Source organism: Sphingobacterium sp. N143 (assembly GCF_030325625.1).
Lineage (GTDB): Bacteria > Bacteroidota > Bacteroidia > Sphingobacteriales > Sphingobacteriaceae > Sphingobacterium.
On the sequence record NZ_JACAIS010000006.1, the window covers coordinates 199,341 to 218,514 of the forward strand.

The 19,174-nt window shown below is 45.7% G+C and carries 13 protein-coding genes; 1 reads left to right on the forward strand and 12 read right to left on the reverse strand.

Annotated elements, in window-relative coordinates:
- Positions 1 to 3: 3 nt before the first annotated feature.
- From HX021_RS13240 to susR, 9 genes are all read right to left on the reverse strand, one after another.
- Positions 4 to 993, reverse strand: coding sequence for a DUF4961 domain-containing protein (locus HX021_RS13240; RefSeq protein ID WP_286590872.1), 990 nt, complete (start codon positions 991 to 993; stop codon positions 4 to 6).
- Positions 990 to 1,442, reverse strand: a complete 453-nt coding sequence (locus HX021_RS13245) for a DUF5004 domain-containing protein (RefSeq protein ID WP_286590873.1) — start codon at positions 1,440 to 1,442, stop codon at positions 990 to 992. Before HX021_RS13245 ends, HX021_RS13240 begins: the two co-directional genes overlap by 4 nt.
- A 15-nt stretch (positions 1,443 to 1,457) precedes the next feature.
- Positions 1,458 to 3,185, reverse strand: a complete 1,728-nt coding sequence (locus HX021_RS13250; protein ID WP_286590876.1) for a RagB/SusD family nutrient uptake outer membrane protein — start codon at positions 3,183 to 3,185, stop codon at positions 1,458 to 1,460.
- A gap of 86 nt (positions 3,186 to 3,271) precedes the next feature.
- A complete protein-coding gene (locus HX021_RS13255; RefSeq protein WP_286590877.1) occupies positions 3,272 to 5,548 on the reverse strand; it encodes a GH92 family glycosyl hydrolase in 2,277 nt (758 codons plus the stop codon).
- A gap of 27 nt (positions 5,549 to 5,575) precedes the next feature.
- Positions 5,576 to 8,269, reverse strand: coding sequence for a glycoside hydrolase family 2 protein (locus tag HX021_RS13260; protein WP_286590878.1), 2,694 nt, complete (start codon positions 8,267 to 8,269; stop codon positions 5,576 to 5,578).
- A complete protein-coding gene (locus HX021_RS13265; RefSeq protein ID WP_286590880.1) occupies positions 8,266 to 10,605 on the reverse strand; it encodes a GH92 family glycosyl hydrolase in 2,340 nt (779 codons plus the stop codon). Before HX021_RS13265 ends, HX021_RS13260 begins: the two co-directional genes overlap by 4 nt.
- 23 nt (positions 10,606 to 10,628) lie before the next feature.
- Positions 10,629 to 13,202: a glycoside hydrolase family 38 N-terminal domain-containing protein gene (locus tag HX021_RS13270; RefSeq protein ID WP_286590881.1), complete on the reverse strand. Its 2,574-nt coding sequence runs from the start codon at positions 13,200 to 13,202 to the stop codon at positions 10,629 to 10,631.
- Between the two features lie 4 nt (positions 13,203 to 13,206).
- Positions 13,207 to 14,616, reverse strand: coding sequence for an SGNH/GDSL hydrolase family protein (locus HX021_RS13275; RefSeq protein ID WP_286590882.1), 1,410 nt, complete (start codon positions 14,614 to 14,616; stop codon positions 13,207 to 13,209).
- A 225-nt stretch (positions 14,617 to 14,841) separates the two neighbouring features.
- A complete protein-coding gene (gene susR, locus HX021_RS13280; protein WP_286590883.1) occupies positions 14,842 to 16,461 on the reverse strand; it encodes a SusR family glycan utilization regulator in 1,620 nt (539 codons plus the stop codon).
- A gap of 286 nt (positions 16,462 to 16,747) precedes the next feature.
- On the opposite strand from susR, the gene HX021_RS13285 reads away from it, so the two are divergent.
- Positions 16,748 to 17,446 (forward strand): Crp/Fnr family transcriptional regulator, encoded by a 699-nt coding sequence (locus HX021_RS13285; protein WP_286590884.1) that lies wholly within the window; start codon positions 16,748 to 16,750, stop codon positions 17,444 to 17,446.
- 71 nt (positions 17,447 to 17,517) lie between these two features.
- On the opposite strand, the gene HX021_RS13290 is transcribed toward HX021_RS13285, so the two are convergent.
- Genes HX021_RS13290 through nirD form a run of 3 tightly spaced genes read right to left on the reverse strand, consistent with a single transcriptional unit; the run spans position 17,518 to position 19,173 of the window.
- Positions 17,518 to 17,949, reverse strand: coding sequence for a hypothetical protein (locus tag HX021_RS13290; protein WP_286590885.1), 432 nt, complete (start codon positions 17,947 to 17,949; stop codon positions 17,518 to 17,520).
- A gap of 5 nt (positions 17,950 to 17,954) precedes the next feature.
- The gene (locus HX021_RS13295; RefSeq protein WP_286590886.1) at positions 17,955 to 18,767 is read right to left on the reverse strand and encodes a formate/nitrite transporter family protein; all 813 of its coding nucleotides are present in this window, start codon (positions 18,765 to 18,767) and stop codon (positions 17,955 to 17,957) included.
- A 46-nt stretch (positions 18,768 to 18,813) separates the two neighbouring features.
- On the reverse strand, positions 18,814 to 19,173 hold the full coding sequence (gene nirD, locus HX021_RS13300) for a nitrite reductase small subunit NirD (protein WP_286590887.1): 360 nt from the start codon (positions 19,171 to 19,173) through the stop codon (positions 18,814 to 18,816).
- Between the last annotated feature and the right edge of the window lies 1 nt (position 19,174).

Below are 19,174 nucleotides of genomic sequence, written 5' to 3' on the forward strand. Positions count from 1 at the left end.
CAATCACTCACAGCGGAAGGTATATTTAAAAGGCTCATCCGTATTGCCATAACCGACACTTTTGGTGCCTGTGATGTCTGTATAAAAATATTCCAGCCGGGCGATGTGTACATCCTTATCAACCTTAAAAAATCCACGTGGCCAGATATCAATAAGGTATTTTTTACCACCAATGTCCGTCAGTTTGGTATCTGCTGTCTGTTTCTTGATTTCAGCAATTAGCTTTCCTGACTCATCCATTGCCTTGACATGGAGATAGATGGCAGGCTCATGATCCAGCACCGTATTGGTAACCCCACCATCAAAAGTCAATGTAATGATATCGTTGTCCAGACTTTTGACCGGTTGTACCGTACCCAACTGTGGGTTGATAAAATCGATCAGATCGCCCTCACCATCGGTTACCTCGAAAGCATTTGAGAACGTAAACTTTTTGTAATCTGTATCTTCCGGACGCAGATTTTCGATGGAAGAACCGATATAGAATCCCAAAGACAGCAACATATTTTCGGCACCAACGTTACATTCCGCCTTCACCGTAAAATCGATGTCTTCGTTATTGACAAAGGAATAAGCCTGCGTGCTTCTGAAAACAATCCATTCCATATCGTCCACCAAATTGGGGCCGATCCCGAACATCTTCTTGGCGGCCTGATGCCAGCTCAGCCCAGATACAGGTTCCAGTTCACTGTCCGGAATGATACGCATGGTGCCATTCCCTTTTGGACTGGTAAAGGACATAGTCAGGTTTTTGCGCGCATTCCATCCCTTGGGTACCATGATACCCGCGACCAGCTGGGTGCTATAATTACCTCCACCCTGGATACGGGGCTCAGCTCCGCAATGCATCGTAAAAGTCACCCGCTGATTTGCCTTTGCAGATGTCGGTACAACTACTGAGATGGCTTTAAGGCCGCATTGGGCTAAGAATATGGCCAAAAATAACCCCATTGCCCAGTAGATATATGTCGAATAATGTATCTTCTTTTTCATATTCCTCCGTTTAAACGTTCACAATCATATTGATAGGTGTTGCTGCTGCAACCCAGGCTCATCACTAAGCTGAGCTGGCGTTTGCCATTGACTACAGGGAATTGGAATTTGAGGACCACCTCCTCTTTACCCTCCGTTGGACTAAGCACAACACTAAAGGGATACTGTGGATCATCCAGGCGGTACTTTCCCGAGCCGCTGACTACAAAAGGTAGATCATCAGCAATGGAATAGGTGCCGTCGGCATTGAAATCGATCTTAAAATCTTCCAATTTCAAACGCTTACTCAGGTTTTCACCATTTCGGGTCAGCTGTATTACTTTCCAGTTTCCAGTAATATCTTTTTCCGCCTCCTCCGTGCGGATATTGCCTAGCTCATCTTTACAGGAGCTTATTCCCATACATAGGACCAGCATCAAGGACCATGAGAGTATCTTATATATTTTCATCCGTTTAATCTTTTATTAATAACCTGGATTTTGAATCAAGTCTAAGGACTTCGCTACTTCAGATTGGGGGATGGGCCAGAGGTACATGCGTTTGTCAAAGACACGTTTTCGTACGTTGATGGTATTATAACTTGTCCCCGATGCTGTACGGACGGGTTCGGTTCCATGCAGCTGTTTATTTTCCAATGATTCGGCCAACTTCCAACGGCGTACGTCAAAAAAACGATGTCCTTCAAAGGCTAGTTCTTTTTGTCGCTCATTCCGGATAATCTCACGCATAGCGTCCTTGTTTAGTCCAGTCGGCAATACAAAAGGATCCAATCCTGCCCTTTCTCGGATGGCCTCCACCGCCGCATAGACCTTCTGATCCGGGATCCCGAGCGATTCGTTGCGTGCTTCAGCATAGTTCAACAAAATTTCGGCATATCGGATGATTGGCAGGCAGCGTGGCGTATAGGTATTGAACCAATCCGCGGCTACATCCCGATTGACCATTTTATAGGTATAATATCCTGTAGGCGTGCCCCGGTAGATGGCATCCTGTCCCGAAGTCACGTTGTTTGGATTGGTCTTATCGATATAGATATTGACTGGCCTCCGGGCTAATCCATCCCGGTGGAAGACCAAAGACTGATCCCGGGTTATGGTATTCGCTAAGCGGGGATCCCGGTTTTTATAGGGGTTTTTCGGGTCGTATCCAGCATTCGGATCGCTAATAGGCAAACCATTACGCATCCCAAAAGCATCCACCGTTTCCAGATACGGATAAGCGCCGGGGTTGCTTACGCCAAAAGTCGGCGGATTCCAGATACCTTCAAGATCCCGGTTGGAATCTTGCATTTTGGCGAGGATATATTCTGAGTTTTTGCGCAGTTGAAACAGCTGATAGAAACCAAATCCCGGTTCAGGATCATTGTTGACATGCAAACTGTAATGTCCCGATTCAATGACCTGTGCTGCTGCCGCTTCGGCCAGCTGCCAGCGCGTTTCATCTGCATTGGGATAGGCGACGACATCCTTTAACGCTCCTTCTGTTGTCACAGGGCTACCATTGAACAGCGGGCTCGCAGCATACAGTAGCAACCGGGATTTCAATCCGTAACAGGCCGCTTTATTGATCCGTCCATAGTCTTCGCCTGCATGTTCCCAGGGGAGATCCTGCGCTGCGGCATCGCATTCAGCCACAATGTAGCGCACACACTCTTCGAAGGTATTACGCTTGGCAGGGATCACATCACTGGCCGTGTAAACACTGTCCCCCATCAGTGGCACGCCACCATAATGTTCTAGTAATATAAAGTAATAATAGGCCCTTAAAAACCGGGTTTCTGCCTTCACCCGCACCTTAATATTCGTACCAAAGCGTGCCCTATGCAGGTTTTTAAGCATAATATTTGCCCTACGAATATTGGTATAAGGTTTTGCCCAAGCATCATTGGTGATAATATTGGAGTTGACGGTACCTGTAGCAAACTGGATAAAGGTATTGATGCTCCCCAGTCCAGCTCCCTCCGCTTCGTCTGTGCTGGCATCAAGGCCACCCCCGCCAAAGCGCTTGGGCCAAGTCGCAAACCCGATATCACCATATATTCCTGACAGGAAGTTAATGGTATAGGTACTATCCGAAAAGACGACCTCTTCATTCAGGTCTGATGATTGCGTCTGATCTAAAAATCCCTGTTTACTACAAGCCGTACAGGCCAGGAAGGCCAGTGCGCAAAATGTCAATTGGCTTTTGTTCATAATTTTTTGTAAAACAGTAAAATAATTGGTTATGCTATCATTATACCAGCGAGCCTAGCCCGCTGGTATCAAATTTTTCAAAAGATCTAATCGATCGAACTTAGGGAAAATGGCCTTGCATCCGTCGAAACTCCTCTTTCATAATTAGGCTTATCGCCCATGACAAAATGAAGCTCGCCTCCTTTCAGTAGATCTTCATATCGAATAAAATTTTTGTCGTAGGCTGCTCCATTGAGTGCTGCTGATTGGATGTAGACATGCTGCGGACTATTATTGTCTGCCTTGATAGTAAATGTTTTCCCATTATCTAGACTGATGGTCACCTTTTTGAATACCGGACTTCCAAATACGTATTCATCCGTTCCGGGACAGACACTATAGATCCCCATCGCGCTCAAGACATACCAGGAAGACATCTGGCCCTGGTCCTCATCACCCGGATACCCCTTTTCGGTCGCGTTATAAAGGCGCGATGTCACCATACGGGCATATTTTTGCGCTTTCCAAGGTTGGCCACTGAAATTATACAAATACGGAACATGCTGTGTCGGCTGATTGCCATGCGCATATTGTCCCATTTTTGACAACAACATTTCGCGCATTTCATGGATTTCCTGTTTATAGCTACCATAGTTGACGCGCTGTTCCATGGTAAAGAACGTATCCAACTTTGCATTAAACTTATCCACCCCACCGATCAGGTTGATCAAGCCGTTCACGTCATGCATCACCGACCAGGTATATTGCCAGGCATTCGCTTCGGTAAAGGGACCACCCCATTCTACAGGATCAAAGGGTTCACGCCATTGCCCATTATCTAGCCTGCCGCGCATAAAGTTTACCTGAGGATCAAATACGTTTTTGTAGTTATACATCTGCCGGGCAAAGATATTTTCATAGAATTTGTTGCCCGTAGCCTTTGCCAGCTGATAAGCACAAAAGTCATCGTAGGCATATTCCAACGTCTTTGCCGTACTTTCGTGAATATCGCCATAAGGAACATACCCTTTGGTAAAATACGCTTTCCACCCTTCACGCCCATTTGATCCACCCCACAATCCTTTATTGGTTGCTTCATGGTAATAGGCCGCCAAAGCACTGTCCGCATCGAAGGATCGGATCCCTTTCACCCAGGCATCTGCCAATAGCGAGATAGCATGGTTGCCGATCATCACGCCCGACATCCCAGGATTGGACCAGGTCGGAAAAAATCCGGCCTGCTTTTGCGCATCCAGCAAGGACTGCATATAACGCCCCTGCATGACCGGATGCAAAAGATTACTCAAGGGGAATTGCCCACGAAAAGTATCCCAAAAACCATTATCCGTAAACATGTACCCTTTATGAATCTTACCATCATAAGGGCTGAAATAATAGGGATTGCCCTCCGGATCCATTTCATAGAACTTACGTGAAAATAAATTGGCCCTGAACATGCAGGAATAAAATGTTGCCATCTCCGCTTCCGTCCCCCCTTCTACGCGTACGCGATTCAGCAATGCATTCCAGGTATCAAAAGCTTTCCTTTTACTTACCTCAAAAGTATTGTGTCCTTCCAGTTCGCGTTTAAAATTAAGATTTGCCTGCTGCGGACTGATATAGGATGAAGCCATCTTTACCTCCACTTTGACCCCCGGGCGGAATTCCAGATACCCACCTTTGCCTTTCCCGGCATCATAGCGCTGCCCGGCTTGGATTGTGCCCTTGACATTTTCCCAGGTGCCGTAAGCTTTAAAATCCTGATCGAAGGTAAGTACAAAATAATTTTTCATATGCTCAGGCACAAAACGCCCATTATGCACATACCCGACAATCTTGCGTTCTTCAGGAATTATCTTAATCTCGCTATCGCCCAAAAAGCCATCCAATAGCAAGAACGCTTTTTCCTTTTTCGGGAAGCTAAAGCGCATATGCGCCCCTCTTTCCACTGGACTCAATTCCGCCTTGATACCGTTATCAAAATTCACGGCATAATAATGCGGCTTAGCGATCTCATTTTCATGCTTAAAGGATAGCCCCCGGCGCTCCTCATTGACCTCTAGCTTTCCAATGCCCGGCATCAACGAAAAGACCATATAATCCCCCATCCAGGGACTACATTGGTGAACCTGTTGAAATCCACGTATGCGATTTGCTTTGTATTGATATTTCCAACCATCTCCATTTTTCCCTGTTTGTGCTGAAAAGAAATGCACCGCAAAAGGCAGTCCCACTGTTGGGTAGGTGTTTCCAAAGGACAAACTCCATTCAGAATCCGTTCCCTGGAGTGTATTCACGTACTTTACCAGGTCCACCTGCTGCGCTCGCGCCTGACTTAGCATCGCAAAAATCACTGTCAGATAAATACATAATCTTCGTTTCATAATCAGTTATTTAAATTTGTATCATCTTTAAAAAATGTTCTTTAGTTTCAATGTTTCCTTTTCGGCATGACCATATTGCTTCCATAGCAGCTTCGCATTTTTTAATTGCTGTGCATGAGATTCCGTAAGCCGAACATGCTTTTCCTCGCCCGGCATCAGGGTAAAATAATTATCCGAAATCATGAGCGGCAAAATGCGTTCATTAGTTGCTGCATCGACCAGGCGCAAGCGATTACCAAATGATACTGACTTTCCACGGTTAACGATCCGAAGTATAATATCTTCGGTCCCCGCTTCTTTTTTATAGTCAAATTCAAGCTTGGCTTTCGGCAAACTAGTTAAGCTGGTATAATCCAGTTCTTTACGGCCATTTCGCCAATAAAAGTTTTCAGACAGCAAAGCTCCCTTTCTATCCTTCAGGGTAAGCTTGATGAAGTGTAGATCGGACAAGGCTGTAGTTCCTTGTTCGCCATCAAAATTTAGCCGAAAGACTTCCTTCGCCACATTTGACCGTACGGTAGCGCTGGTTTGCAGGCCATATTTTTTGATCTCCTGGCCATCCATGTCAAAGATCTGCGCCGAAACCCATACTGAATCCAGGCTCTTTAAGCTAGTATTGATGACCTTGACACTGTTGTTGGATGCGTTCCATTGTACATGTACCGGTTCGCAGGCTTTTTTCGCTCCCCAATAGGCGCCCGTTGCATCGTAATAGTAATCATAGGTCTGCCATACAAATGAAGGGTAGGCCGATTGGCTCATCCAGATCAGCATACCTGCTGCATCGTCCCAGAGCTTGTCGTTCCAGGCTTCATACATACCCTTCATGACTTCGAGGTTAAGGTATTGCGCCTTTTCAGCAAATGCAGCTAAATTCATCGATTCACCATACTGTTTATTGACCGCATTTTTATACTGGATAGGACTGGCATTTGAAGCCTCCTTACCAAAAAAATGCCTGTTCCACACATTGTCGTCCTCCGATTTGAGCTGTTCGTCCGTAGGCAACGGCCAGAGCTTGTCCTTTGGGATAAACTTCACGATACTTTCATAATTGGGAAAAGTAGCCGTTCCGATTTCCGTACGTAGGCCATAGCCGTAGTCGCTACCATAAGGGTAAGGCGGATCGTTCCAGGCCAGGTTGCTTCCCGAAGTTTCAAAATGGTGCCGCGGCGGCTGGTTGCCCCACCATCCGCTTCCCGAAAGACCATCCTGATTGGAACTGGACTTATACAGCCGATCATTGTGGTCCTCCGACGCCACAATAGCACGCAGATAATTATCGAGTTCAGGTTTTGGACGCGTTTCATTGGCGCCGCACCAGATCGCGATGCTGGCATGATTTCGCAGTCGTTTTACTTTATCGAGCGCATTTGCTTTAAAATCATCATCATTGGCCACATCGTTATACGCCACATAGAGCCAAAAATCGTCCCACACCATCATCCCATTACGATCGCAATAATCATAGAAAGCATCGTCTGTGATCGAGCCCGTCCACAAGCGGATCATGTTATAGTTCATATCCTTATGCAACTTGATCTTGAGACCGTACTCTTCCCCTTGGCAGCGGAGCAAGTATTCACTCATTCCCCAATTCCCACCTTTGAGATAGATCTTTTTTCCGTTGATATAGAAATTCAGCACTGGCCATCCCGCTTTATTGCGCACATAATGGTATTCGTATTTACGGATCCCAAACTGGAACTCCTTCTGATCCGAGATCTCATCACCAATTTTTGCGGTAAGCGAACAGCTGTACAGATTCGGTTCCCCATAACCATTTGGCCACCATAGCAGCGGCTGTTTGATCAAAAATTCCTTCACCTCCTTGCGGGTGATATATACCCTTTGGGTGCTATGTGCCGGAACTTCTACCTTTTTAGAAAATCGGATATCCCCGGGTTTGATGACTCCTTCCAGGGTTATTTCTTTGGCCTGATCACCTGCATTTTTTAGATCGGTCGAAAAGTCCAGGTAGGCAAACTCGTTGCTTTCCAGGTCGGACCGCATCCAAGGATCTTCCATACTGACGTCGCCAGCAAAGCGCAGCGATACATTGCCAGTAATCCCAGCCAAGCGTCCCGGTACATAAGGCATCCAGTCCCAGCCAGCCGCAGCCAAGTACGTGGGGCTTGCCGTTATGCCAAAAGGTTCTTTTGCCGTACGTGTTTTCTTCTGGTCGGCATCGGTAATCAACACCGCGATTGCATTTTCCTGCCCCACACGCACGAGATCTGTGATATCAAATTTGCTGCGCAACATATGGCCACTGACATCTCTTGTAGCGCCTGCTACACCCGATAGCTTCACCCCATTGCAGAAGAAATCGGCATAGCGGTTGGTATTGTCAAAATGAATCCATACACGCTGCCCTTTTTTATAGTCTACAGGCAGGTGAAAAGAGGTACGGTACCAGAACGGACGGTTGAATAGCCGTTCATCCACACGGTAGATGTTGTCCGCAAAATTGGGATCCGGTACTAATCCCTGCTCCACATAAGCTGCGAAGACCACGCCCGGGACAATACCGCGCACAGGGTCTTTCATCCGAAAATTGGGTTGTGCTATTTCCTGCCCTGAATAAGGCAGATCCGATTGCGGCTTTATTTCCCAGCGAATCGAAGGATTATCACTATTGAGCGAAATCTCGCGTACTTGACCATAGCCAACAAGAGCAAGCTGTAGGAATAGCAGTATATATACTAGTCTTTTTTTCATTTGATCCCCCAGTCTTTGTTTGGATTAGGCCCCATATACAGCTCCAAAGTTGCCCCAGCCACCATATCTTTAAAGTCAATATAATTTTTAGCATAAGGCTTTCCGTTTAGGACTGCCCGCTGGATATATATATTATCCGCCGAATTATCGTGAGCGACAATGCGAAACCTTTTACCAGAGAAATAATTAGGATCCAGCTGAAAAGACAATTCCTGGAATATGGGACTTGTTATTTCAAAGCGTGTTGAGCCCGGACAAGAGGGATGTATCCCCGAGGCGGCCAGCACATACCAGGCCGACATCTGTCCTACATCCTCATTTCCCACAATTCCCTCTACGGTATTACTATACGCGTTGTCGCAGATGTAACGGGTCCATTTTTGGGTAAGGTAAGGCGCCTCCAAGTGGTTGAATAAAAACGGGACTAAATGCACAGGCTCATTGGCATGATTATAATAATCGTTCCAGAGCATATTCTCAGGCGTCTTCTCGAAAAAATCCGTTAGGTCCGCTAAGGTCTTTTCTTTCCCACCCATCAACTCGATCATGCCCGGAATATCATGTGGCACAAACCAGCCCTGCTGGTATGGGTTACTTTCAATCGTACCATACCACTCTTTAGTACGTGCATTCTCGGGCCATTCCTCCCATGATCCGTCACTTTTCCGTGGTCTGAACCAGCCTTTTTCCAGATCAAATATCTTTCGGTAAGCTTGGCTTTTGGCCAAATACACTTGTTCCGTATCCCTCTTGTTCAATCCTTTTGCCAGCTGCGCAATGCACCAGTCGGTGTACGCATATTCCAGCGTATTCGAAATGCTCAATGCCCCCGGAGTGTAGCCTAACGAATCATTGCCAAACCTTTTGGAGGTATTGATCGCGTAGGTTAATGCTTTGGATAAATCGTAATTGCGTATTCCTTTCACATAGGCATCCGCCAATACCGATAGCGCAGGATTGCCGATCATGCAGCCCGAATACGCATTTAACAATTCCCAACGTTCAAAATATCCCTTTCCAGATTCGTCAGCCAGACTGATCAATGAATTGAGCTCATCATTTACCAAGCTGGGGTTGATCAAAGTCTGCAACGGAAATTGTGACCGGAAGACATCCCAGCCACTAAAAATGGTGCGTTTGGTAAAGCCCTCACTACGATGGATTCTGTTGTCTCCGCCCGTATAGCGCCTATCGACATCCGTAAAGACGCGCGGATCAATCATGGTATGGTACAATGACGTATAAAAGATCGTTTTCTGGTCTTCGGTACCGCCTTTAAGCGCAATTTTCGATAGCTGAGTATTCCACATTTCTTTAGCCTCCTGACGGACACGATCGAAATTTTTGCCTGCGATTTCCTTTTTAAAATTATTTTCGGCGCCCTGCATATCGACGAAAGAAATGCCGACCTGTAGATTAACCTGCTCGTCCTGACTGGTTTCAAATTCGGAGAATACCCCAAGGTGTTTGCCTTCCATTTCGTTTTTTCCGGGCCATACTTTCGCTCCTGCCACCCGACTTTGGTAAGGGATGGACTGTACATCATCACGCTTACGCTTCCAGTCGTCAGGGATTTCTGCTGACCAGATGCCGTGTTTTTTTAGGGGTTTATCGAAGCGTGCATAAAAGTAAACCGTGTAATCCGCCTTACCATCGCCATCGCCCCAGCCACCGCCCTCCGGCGTACAGCGCATCCATCCCTGTATACTATAGTCATCTACTTTTCGGACATATTGCTGTATTGCTGTGCCACCGACACGACGCGCCAAGTCAATCTGGATACGGGATTCCTTACTTTGCGGAAAGGTAAAACGCAGCATACCGCTATGTGGGGCAGCGGTAGCCTCCACGCGAATATGATACCGTTCAAGATCAACCGCATAATATCCAGCCTGGGCGATCTCACTGGACTTGTTGTAGGGAGATCGATAACCGGTCAAGGTACCATCCTCCTTACCCGCAATGGTATGCAACTTACCGATGGTAGGCATCACCAGGAAATTTCCGAGATCGCCGTACCAACCTACTCCGCTCATCTGCGTGAAAGCAAAACCTTCAATACTGCGATGCTCGTAACTATACCCCGGGCTGTTATCACCACCTGTAATCGTATTTGGACTCACCTGCACCATGCCATAAGGTGTCGTTGCCCCCGGAAAAGTTTTTCCCAGACCATGATACGTTCCTGCCGCGCCCACACTTGTACTGGCACCAATAAATGGATTGACATAGTCTGCTGGACTAGAAACAGAATGATACCGGCGACTAGCACAAGATGTCGACGACAGTGTTAGTGCGATAACAAAACAAGATAGCAGTCCATATAATTTATTCATATTAATTTATCGTTTTTTAGGTTCTATTTATTGATCTGAATGGTCCTGATTCCGAACTTTGGCAGTTGTGCCACGAAAGCTTTCCTATTCTCTGCCATCTTTCTAAAGGGAATACTCCCCTTTTGCTCACCATTCAGCAGGACTTCCTGTAGCGAAGTCGCAGGAAAGTTTATGGCGACAGTTGATGCGGCCTGTTTATTGCTCGTATTAAAGAGGCGTAAGCTAAGTTGTCCATGGTCCAGCTGCAAGGCCGATATCTCCAGCTGATCATCCGAGAGTGTGATCAGCTGACGATCTCTGAATTCCACATTGGGATAATAGTACGCCAGCAATGGTTCGTTCCAGGCATTGCTTCGGTCTGCGATACGCGCTATATTCCAATTCTTTTCATGTGGTATCAATGCATAGCGCATGTGTAAAGGTCCAGTGATCTTATAATCCATCCCCCACAATCCCAAACCCGAGTATTGTGCCGTCAGACTCAAAGGGAATTCCTTACCATGGACGTATGACCCTGTATGGTCGGTCATTACCGCGAGACCATATTGGCTATTTTCGTCAAAGAGGTCTACCCAGTTCAACACAATGTTGTTCTTAATCTGGTCCCACTGGCCAAAAAAGGTATCCTCTAAGCCGCTTTCAGTGACGTCAAAAGGAGCATTTTTGGCTATTCCCCCATGCTTTATAGTTGAGGGAAACATGACTTTCAACTTATAGCGATCGTCCGTAAAAGCACGTCTATTGTCTGTCCATTTCTGTTGTTGCTTATATTCACCGATCCCAACATTACCTTTCCAGTCGATGGACAGATCTATATCGATGCGTTGCTGTCCTGCTACTAGCGACAGTAACTGAACAAAAGGATGCCCATTGATATTCCCGGTTATTTTAACCGTTGTTTTCAACCCATCATCCTGTACGACAGTGAACGTTACGGGGCTATCCTTTGAAGAATAAAATTTCCCCTCTTCATAAAAATGCCCTGTGATTTCTCCCATCCGATACCCCCCATCTTGTGCAGCGAATTCCTTATGCTTTGCATATTTGGCAATCAGACTCCTGATTGTTCCACCCTGCTTTTTGTCCAGCACAATCTTGTACAATTCATTTTCGAGAATACAGTTGCCTTCGGTATCAAAGCGGACGATTTTTCGTCGTTCACCCGATTTAGATTGCCCCGGCTTAAAAGGTTGAGCCGGCTTAAGCTGATACGTAGCATAGCCAAAGCCATTCACCTCTGCTTCAAATTCCAGGACCTTACCGAGATCCGTTTGGTAGCAATGAGCGGGCAGTACCTGCTGCTTTCCAGTCCACACGGTGACATCATCCACATCTGCAGGTAAGCGCACCTGTACCCATTCCTTTCGGTGCCGGGCTAGCGTATTATAAACCCGGATATAGCCCAATTGCGAATTAGTACTCCGCGTGGAAGTGGCATAAGAAGCATTTGCCTGCTGGATCAATTGATCCGCAATGTTCAAGGTATTGTTGGTCCAGTCCTCGATCGCCTGCGCCCAAGTCTGCTCCTGATGCAACTTATTGTAAGGCACAATCCAGGAATCATGGTGCTGAGCCATCATCAACGTTCGCCAGGCTTCGTCAAGGCGCTTACCATCTGGTACAAAAGCATGATCCATAAAAGCCATGGCTCCGATCTTTTCAGCTTGCAGTATGTGATTTTCAGCCTGGCGCACCTGTTGTGCGATGCGCTGCAACACCTGGCTACCCCACATTAAGTTGACCAAAATATCCTCTTGCCCCATTTTCCAACTAGGCACGGTTAGTCCAGCTGGGACCGACCGAAAATATTCCGTCCAGGTAGTGTAACGCACATTATTTTTTACTTGTTCGCCGGTTCCCATCCACGGACCATTTTTCCATCCAGCATCCTGGTAGCACATACCGACTGGATTCGTAATTCCAGCATCATAACAGCTCTTCCAATAGTCCGCAGTATTGATCCAGGCCGTAGTCTGCCAGGTGGAGTTTTTTTCAAAAGCCTCATTTGCATAACGGGGTACCGTAAGGATTGCCGTACCATCAGGTCCTTCCCAGTTCAGAAATTGACCACCATGTGCCCTGATGTAGCCTCCCCAGCAGGTATTTGGAGTTTTAAGTACCGCATACTGAAATCCGAATTGCCTGAGGATCTGAGGTAGACTGCTTGTAAAACAAGGCTCTTCCGCAGCATAGGTTGTAAAATTAATACCCGGAAAATGCGAATGATATTTAGCCATGCCATAAGTAAATTGGCGAATGATACTTTCACCAGAGATATTATACAGATAAGGTTGCGCATAAGTTGGATTTGTAAAATCCAGACGCGGATCCTTCGCCCATTCCTTCATGCGTGCATAGCCAGCAGGATCCTTGACCATGACCGTATCCCAGGTCTCCGGTTCGATCTCAAGTCCAATTCGCCAGCTTGGCGATGCTTCCAGATGGTCGAGCATAAATGTTGTTACCCAGAGCGGATAATGACCGTAAACCCCACCATGGTAACCATCGACAAAATAAGCTTGCTGCTGCCCCTTTAGTCCAGCTGCTGACACCAACGCAAGGAACAAAATAACTGCTATTTTTTTCAACCCGGTCATGCCATTATTTTTTCAGCTGCACAAGACGAACAGACCGTTTAACAGGTTGATTTACTTCATTCATCCGCTGCTGTAGATCATCAATTTGGCTTTGCCAGGCCGCACGTACTTCAGGATACATCGCTTTGGCATAGAGATCTCTTTTTGCGCGCAACCAACCATCTGTGGCCACATGTTGGTCCATGACCTCGATTGCCTTTCGATTGTCGGCATTCAACAATCCTTTTGGGAGAAAAAAATTATACTGCACCCAGGCCAGATCACGGAAGCGACGTTCAATCTCCCAGCGTTCTTCATTGAGGAACATCACTTTCAATGCCTGCTGATATTGTGGTGTCCGTGTCTGATTCGCCAGATTGATTCCTTTGTCGAGATCCGCAGCAGACCATACACCGATTTCCTGATCGTCAATCCATAAGGTGTACGTTCCTTTAAGTCCCTTTACCTGCAATATTTCCTGATTCATTTCATCCATAAAAGGGACGATATTAACGGCATCGTGCTGACTATATTTAGCCCCCCAGCCTCTAGCGACTGTATCCATAGGATAAGGCAATGCCGCCGCGAGATAATCAAAGCTGAGGTTATTTCCAGCTTTTTTGACATTTTCAACCGTACAGTTCTTTGCTTCTGTCACACGTTGATTCGAGGCGTCAATGCCCACTGTAGCTACCCCTTGACCGGCAAATCCCTGTGCTTTCAAGAATAAGTAAGCCATGACCATATGCCCATTATTATCCGGGTGTACACGGTCGCTTCCCGATATGGTGAAGGACGGATCCTTTTGTTGAAAATTCGCATTGATTGCGCTGATCGGCTGATTGAAATCATAGAATTCCCAGCCATTGCTTTTGGCCGATTCACGCTGAAAATCAACAATGCGTTTCATAGCCTTATTTTTATTTTTAAAGGGCTTATTATCCTTGATCACCACATTTTCATCATAAGGAGTACTTCCCAGCAATACCAGGCGGGTATCGACCAACCCTTTGTATCGTTTTTCCATTTCTTTATAGCCATCGTATGACTCTTTTACCTTAGTATCAGCGAAAATCTCCGGCTGATCACCGTTATATTCAAAATAGCCTGAATCGTTCATACCAAAAGTCGTGATCAATACCGTAGGTTGCTTGCTGAACACATCGCCATCTAATCTTCTGAGCATATCCACCACGCGATCACCCCCGATTCCGGCGTTGAATACCTTCAATTTCATTTCGGGAAAACGTGTGAGGTAATACAGCCAGATATAGGCGTGGTAATGCCCACCATCTGTAATACTATTTCCCAAAAAGACCACGCGATCGCCATCCTTAAAAGGCGAAATTTGTTGTGCAACAGTCCGAACAGCTGTTCCCAAAGACAGGAGAACGACAAATCCTGCAAAAAAGATTTTTCTAGAATAATTTCCCATAAGATTGAAGTTGTACAAGGATGACGATAGGTAAAACTTAAAAATAGATATATTAAATTGGTATTGGTTCTATCGGCATTTCCTTAAAAACAAAAGTATAACGCAAGAGCCCTACTTGCATGTGCAAGTAGGGCTCTTAGTAAACGATTACAACGAATAAAATACAACAATCAACTAACAGACAACAAGTTACAAAACATCAAGTAAGCTGTTTTGGTAAATGATTTAGAATTGATTTGTGGATACTCCACCCAGTTTTCGTACTTTTTCTTCAAAATGCTGGGCATCATCGATGGCCTTACTCTTTACCTTGCTCTTATAATTATAGATGGTTTGCATCGAATAGCGCAGAAAGATAGCAATCTGATTGACATCAGCAATCCCAAGGCGAATCAGGGCAAAAATACGGAGTTCGGTATTGAGTTTGTCCTTTTTCAGCTGGTACCGTTCATCCGGCCGGAGCAAGTTATTAAATTCATCAACAAAATTGGGATATACCTCCAAAAAAGTCCGGTCAAAATCACCATAAAGATCCTGCGCATATTTTTCCAGGGATTCATTAGAGGAAGTCAGCTGTTGTAAGTCATCCAACTGTCGACTTTTGACTTTACGGTACACATTTTTCCTAAAATCATCCAGTTTCTCCAGATACACCGCACACTGGTTGAGGTAATAACCGATATACCGTTCACGGACGAGATTGGCCTCGTCCAATTTATGGTTAACGAGCTTCAGCTGCTCATTAGTCATATTGAGTTTCCTACGGGCACGGGATACAATCTTCATCTGCTTGAATAAGAAATAGAGCGTGAGGATTAAAATAACGGCGAATATGCTGACTACGATTGCGTACACACGTAGATTTTTACGTTGTTGGCCGATCTTGGCAAGATAAGTAGTTTCGATAATAGGTTGAGTACGTGCGATCACGGTATTACGGAAGCGGGAATTGTAATAATTAGCATCATCCAAGGCAGCCTGAATATAAGTAAATGCTCTATTTACATCGCCTTTTTTATTCAGGTAAATCGCCAAGGTCAATAATGATTCGTTTTCCTTAATCGCTAGACGGACATCTGCTATTGCTGCCCTAATAAGATATTCTTCCGCAAGCTGCATTTCGCCCAGTTCTTTAGTAATCATAGCAAGCCCCATTGCGGACATCCCATAGCTATGCGTATCGTTCTTTTCCTTATTAAATAACCGCAGCTGGATATCGCGGGACTGGCTGAACCTACCATCTGCTTTGAGCTTAAATGCTTTCTCCTTGAGGTACATATCCGAATTCGGGTCAAGCAACTCCATGAGGTTACTTCTAGATTTAGTAATTTCGGCTTCGTAAGTGCTATTGTAAGTATCGTGGTCCGTGTATTTGATTAAGTTTTCATAATAACGGATATTGCTCCAGTGGTAAAGTACCTTAAGGTGATCTGGCAGACCATCATAATCGATTTTCTCCAGTACCTCAGATGCCTGGGTAAACAATCCAGAGATCGAAAGGACAAAAGCCAATTTGGTCTGGCTTTCAGTCATGAGCATCTTATCGTTGAGTCGATTGGCTATCGCGATATTGCGACCAATATAAGCAAGGGAAGAATCGCAGTTTAAAGTCTGGTATTCAAAAATTAAACGGTTTTGGATCTCATAGCGCTCTTTGTCTCCTGAAAGGCCTTTTAATAGACCTTTGATTGAATCAATCTGATGGATCTTGGCATCTAAATAAACTGTCCGATTCCCTATCGTTTTGTCCAAGACCTGCAATAAAGAATCTACTTTGTTTGCATGTAGTGGTGTACAGTAAGCTATTGCAAAAATGCATAGAAGAATAAGTTGTCTCGCTTTCACTAGGTTATTATAATTGATCAAACGTAACTCAAATATAAGTAAAAATTCGTTGGTCCCCCCCAGGCTTGTATAGTTAACGTTATTGTTGCATCAAAAATAGACCGCTATGAGCACAAATTATCGACATTAGAAAATTATCTCCAAAATATTAAATCAACATACCATACGAATCTGCAAATTTAAAATTGCCTTATCGTCCGCTTTTATGGAGACAAAATAGGAATTTAAGTGAATAGGTGATACCTTTGGACAGGTAAAATCACTTCTGCACCTGGAACAAATATTGATGAAATCAAAAAAAGCAATGACCTGTGACCACTCCTGCCTGATGTGCCGCTATGTTTTAAAGGATTGGCTTGGCCAGATCGATCTGCATCGAAAACAGGTTCAGGTAAAAAAAGGTCAGCAGTTTATCACTGAAGGAGAAGCTGTCCGTGGCATTTATTTTATACAATCTGGACTTGTCAAGGTGCATCGTAACCTTGGCGACAAAGATATTATTGTCCGATTCGCAAAAAAAGGTGATACTGTCGGTCATCGGGGTGTTTCTTCCGAACAGGCTGTCTATCCAATTTCAGCTACCGCATTGGAACCAACACAATTATGCTTTGTTGATCTACCCTTTTTTATGTCAACGCTACGCATCAACCCTGAGCTAAGCTATCAACTCATGCTATTTTATGCTGACGAGTTACAGCTTTCGGAGCAGAAGATGTGCAATCTTGTCCAACTATCCGTTAAAAACAGATTAGCCTGGAGTCTACTACTGCTCCACCGTATTTTTGGCGCAGGGGCTAGTGATGGTTACATCGGTCTTGCACTAAGCAAGAAGGACTTGGCGTCCTACGTGGGCACTACCTATGAGACCTTTTATCGCATGCTTGGCGAACTTATACAGATGGGAGCAATCAGGGTGGAGGGAAAGAAAATTTTCATTAAAAATTTCCAGCAGCTAAACAGATTAGCTTCTGAACAAGAAGTATAAAAAAGGGGAGCCAACAATTTGAAATGATCTTGTACTCCCCGGCGTAAATATTTCCCTAAAAATACGTCATTTTAAAATTTATAGCCCAGCCCGACCCCAAGCTTCCACTTCCCGTCTGCGGTACTGGTCTTCGGGCTGTAGAAGGCAGGCAGCTGAACGGCGAGGTGCCTGAACACCGCAGTCAGGCCAACTCCCAGTGTCGGGGTGACCCAGGCATTCTTGGGCTTCCCCTCTTCCACTTGATCTTCCTTCATTTTCAGGCTCGGCAGCAAGCCCAACAGGATATTCCCCTTCGGGGCAAAACTATACTTAATCGCTGGCCCCGTACAGTTGACATAGGCACCTTTGTCGGTATAGCCCGCCACCACGACACCTTCGAACAAACTTGCTTTCACTGTTTTTTCCTGCGCATAAGCCTGGTAAAAAACGACCGAAAAAAGCAGCTGGAGCAACACTACCCCGGCCCACTTTTTCCGGATACATCTATTTTCTATTCGTTGCATAATAGCTAGTTTTGAGAGGTGGACACCTGTTCTTTCCGGTGATAAGTATAATAAATGGCCATTCCCGTAAACAACAGCCCCCCAACAATATTACCGGCTGTCACGATCAGCTGATTGTACAGCCACCAGTCCGACATCGTCACCTTGGCACCAAACATCATCCCGGCAGGGATCACAAACATATTGACCACCGCATGTTCATAGCCCAAGGCGAAGAAGATAAAAATGGGAATGCCCGCGGCCAGGATCTTACCTAAGGTAGACTTGGATGTCATGGACATCACCACACCCATGCAGACCATCCAGTTGCAGAGAATGGCTTTGACAAAGGCTGAAAATAACCCGGCAGCACCATGATTGCCGTAGCCCAGGGTTTTCTTTTCACTGATCAGGATCAGGCTATGCTCGATATTGCCAAGCTGGCTAGCCTGTCCAGTTTCCGTGCTCGCAGCCCAAAACAAGAGCGCAAAGAGGACACTGCCCAATAAGTTACCCAGGAAAACCCAGAACAGGTTATTGGCCATTGCCTTAAAATTGATCTTTCCTTCCAGCCAAGCCAGGGGCACCAGGGAGAAACTTCCTGTGACGAGCTCCAGGCCCAGGATGACAATGATCACAAATCCCACAGGAAAGACAAATGCGCCGACAAGCCCCAGCCCGGTCTGCGCCGTGGCCAATAGTGCGAGCGTAACGGAGATCGCCAGTAAGGCACCTGACAAGGCACCCCGAATCAGCAGGTCTTTGATCGGGAGCGAAGATTTATAGATAGCGGTGTTCATCATCACACCGGCCACCTCTTTGGGGCTAATATAATCCATCGTTTGTTTGCTTTAAAAGGTTTTTATTCAATTATAGGGCTCGGGCTTAAGCTGTCATCCCAATATACACCGTCCCATTCTCCACCTTGACCGGATACGTTTTGATCGCACATTCATCACCCGAAAGACATTCGCCCGTATCCAGTGCGAAGGTCTTTTTATGAAACGGGCAAGCCACTTTTGGGGTCTCCCCCAAGGAGCCAAGCATCCCACGGCTCAAAATCATCTGCCGTTTATGTGGGCATTCATTCTGGGTGGCATACCACTCATTGCGGCGGGCGAAATAAAATAGGGCCACCTGTTCGTTATTCAACTTCAGACAGACACCACCATTTTCAATGGCATCCTCGATCTGGCAGGCCTTCAGCCACTGCAGGTCAATTTGTAGGTCAATTTGCGTGTTCATG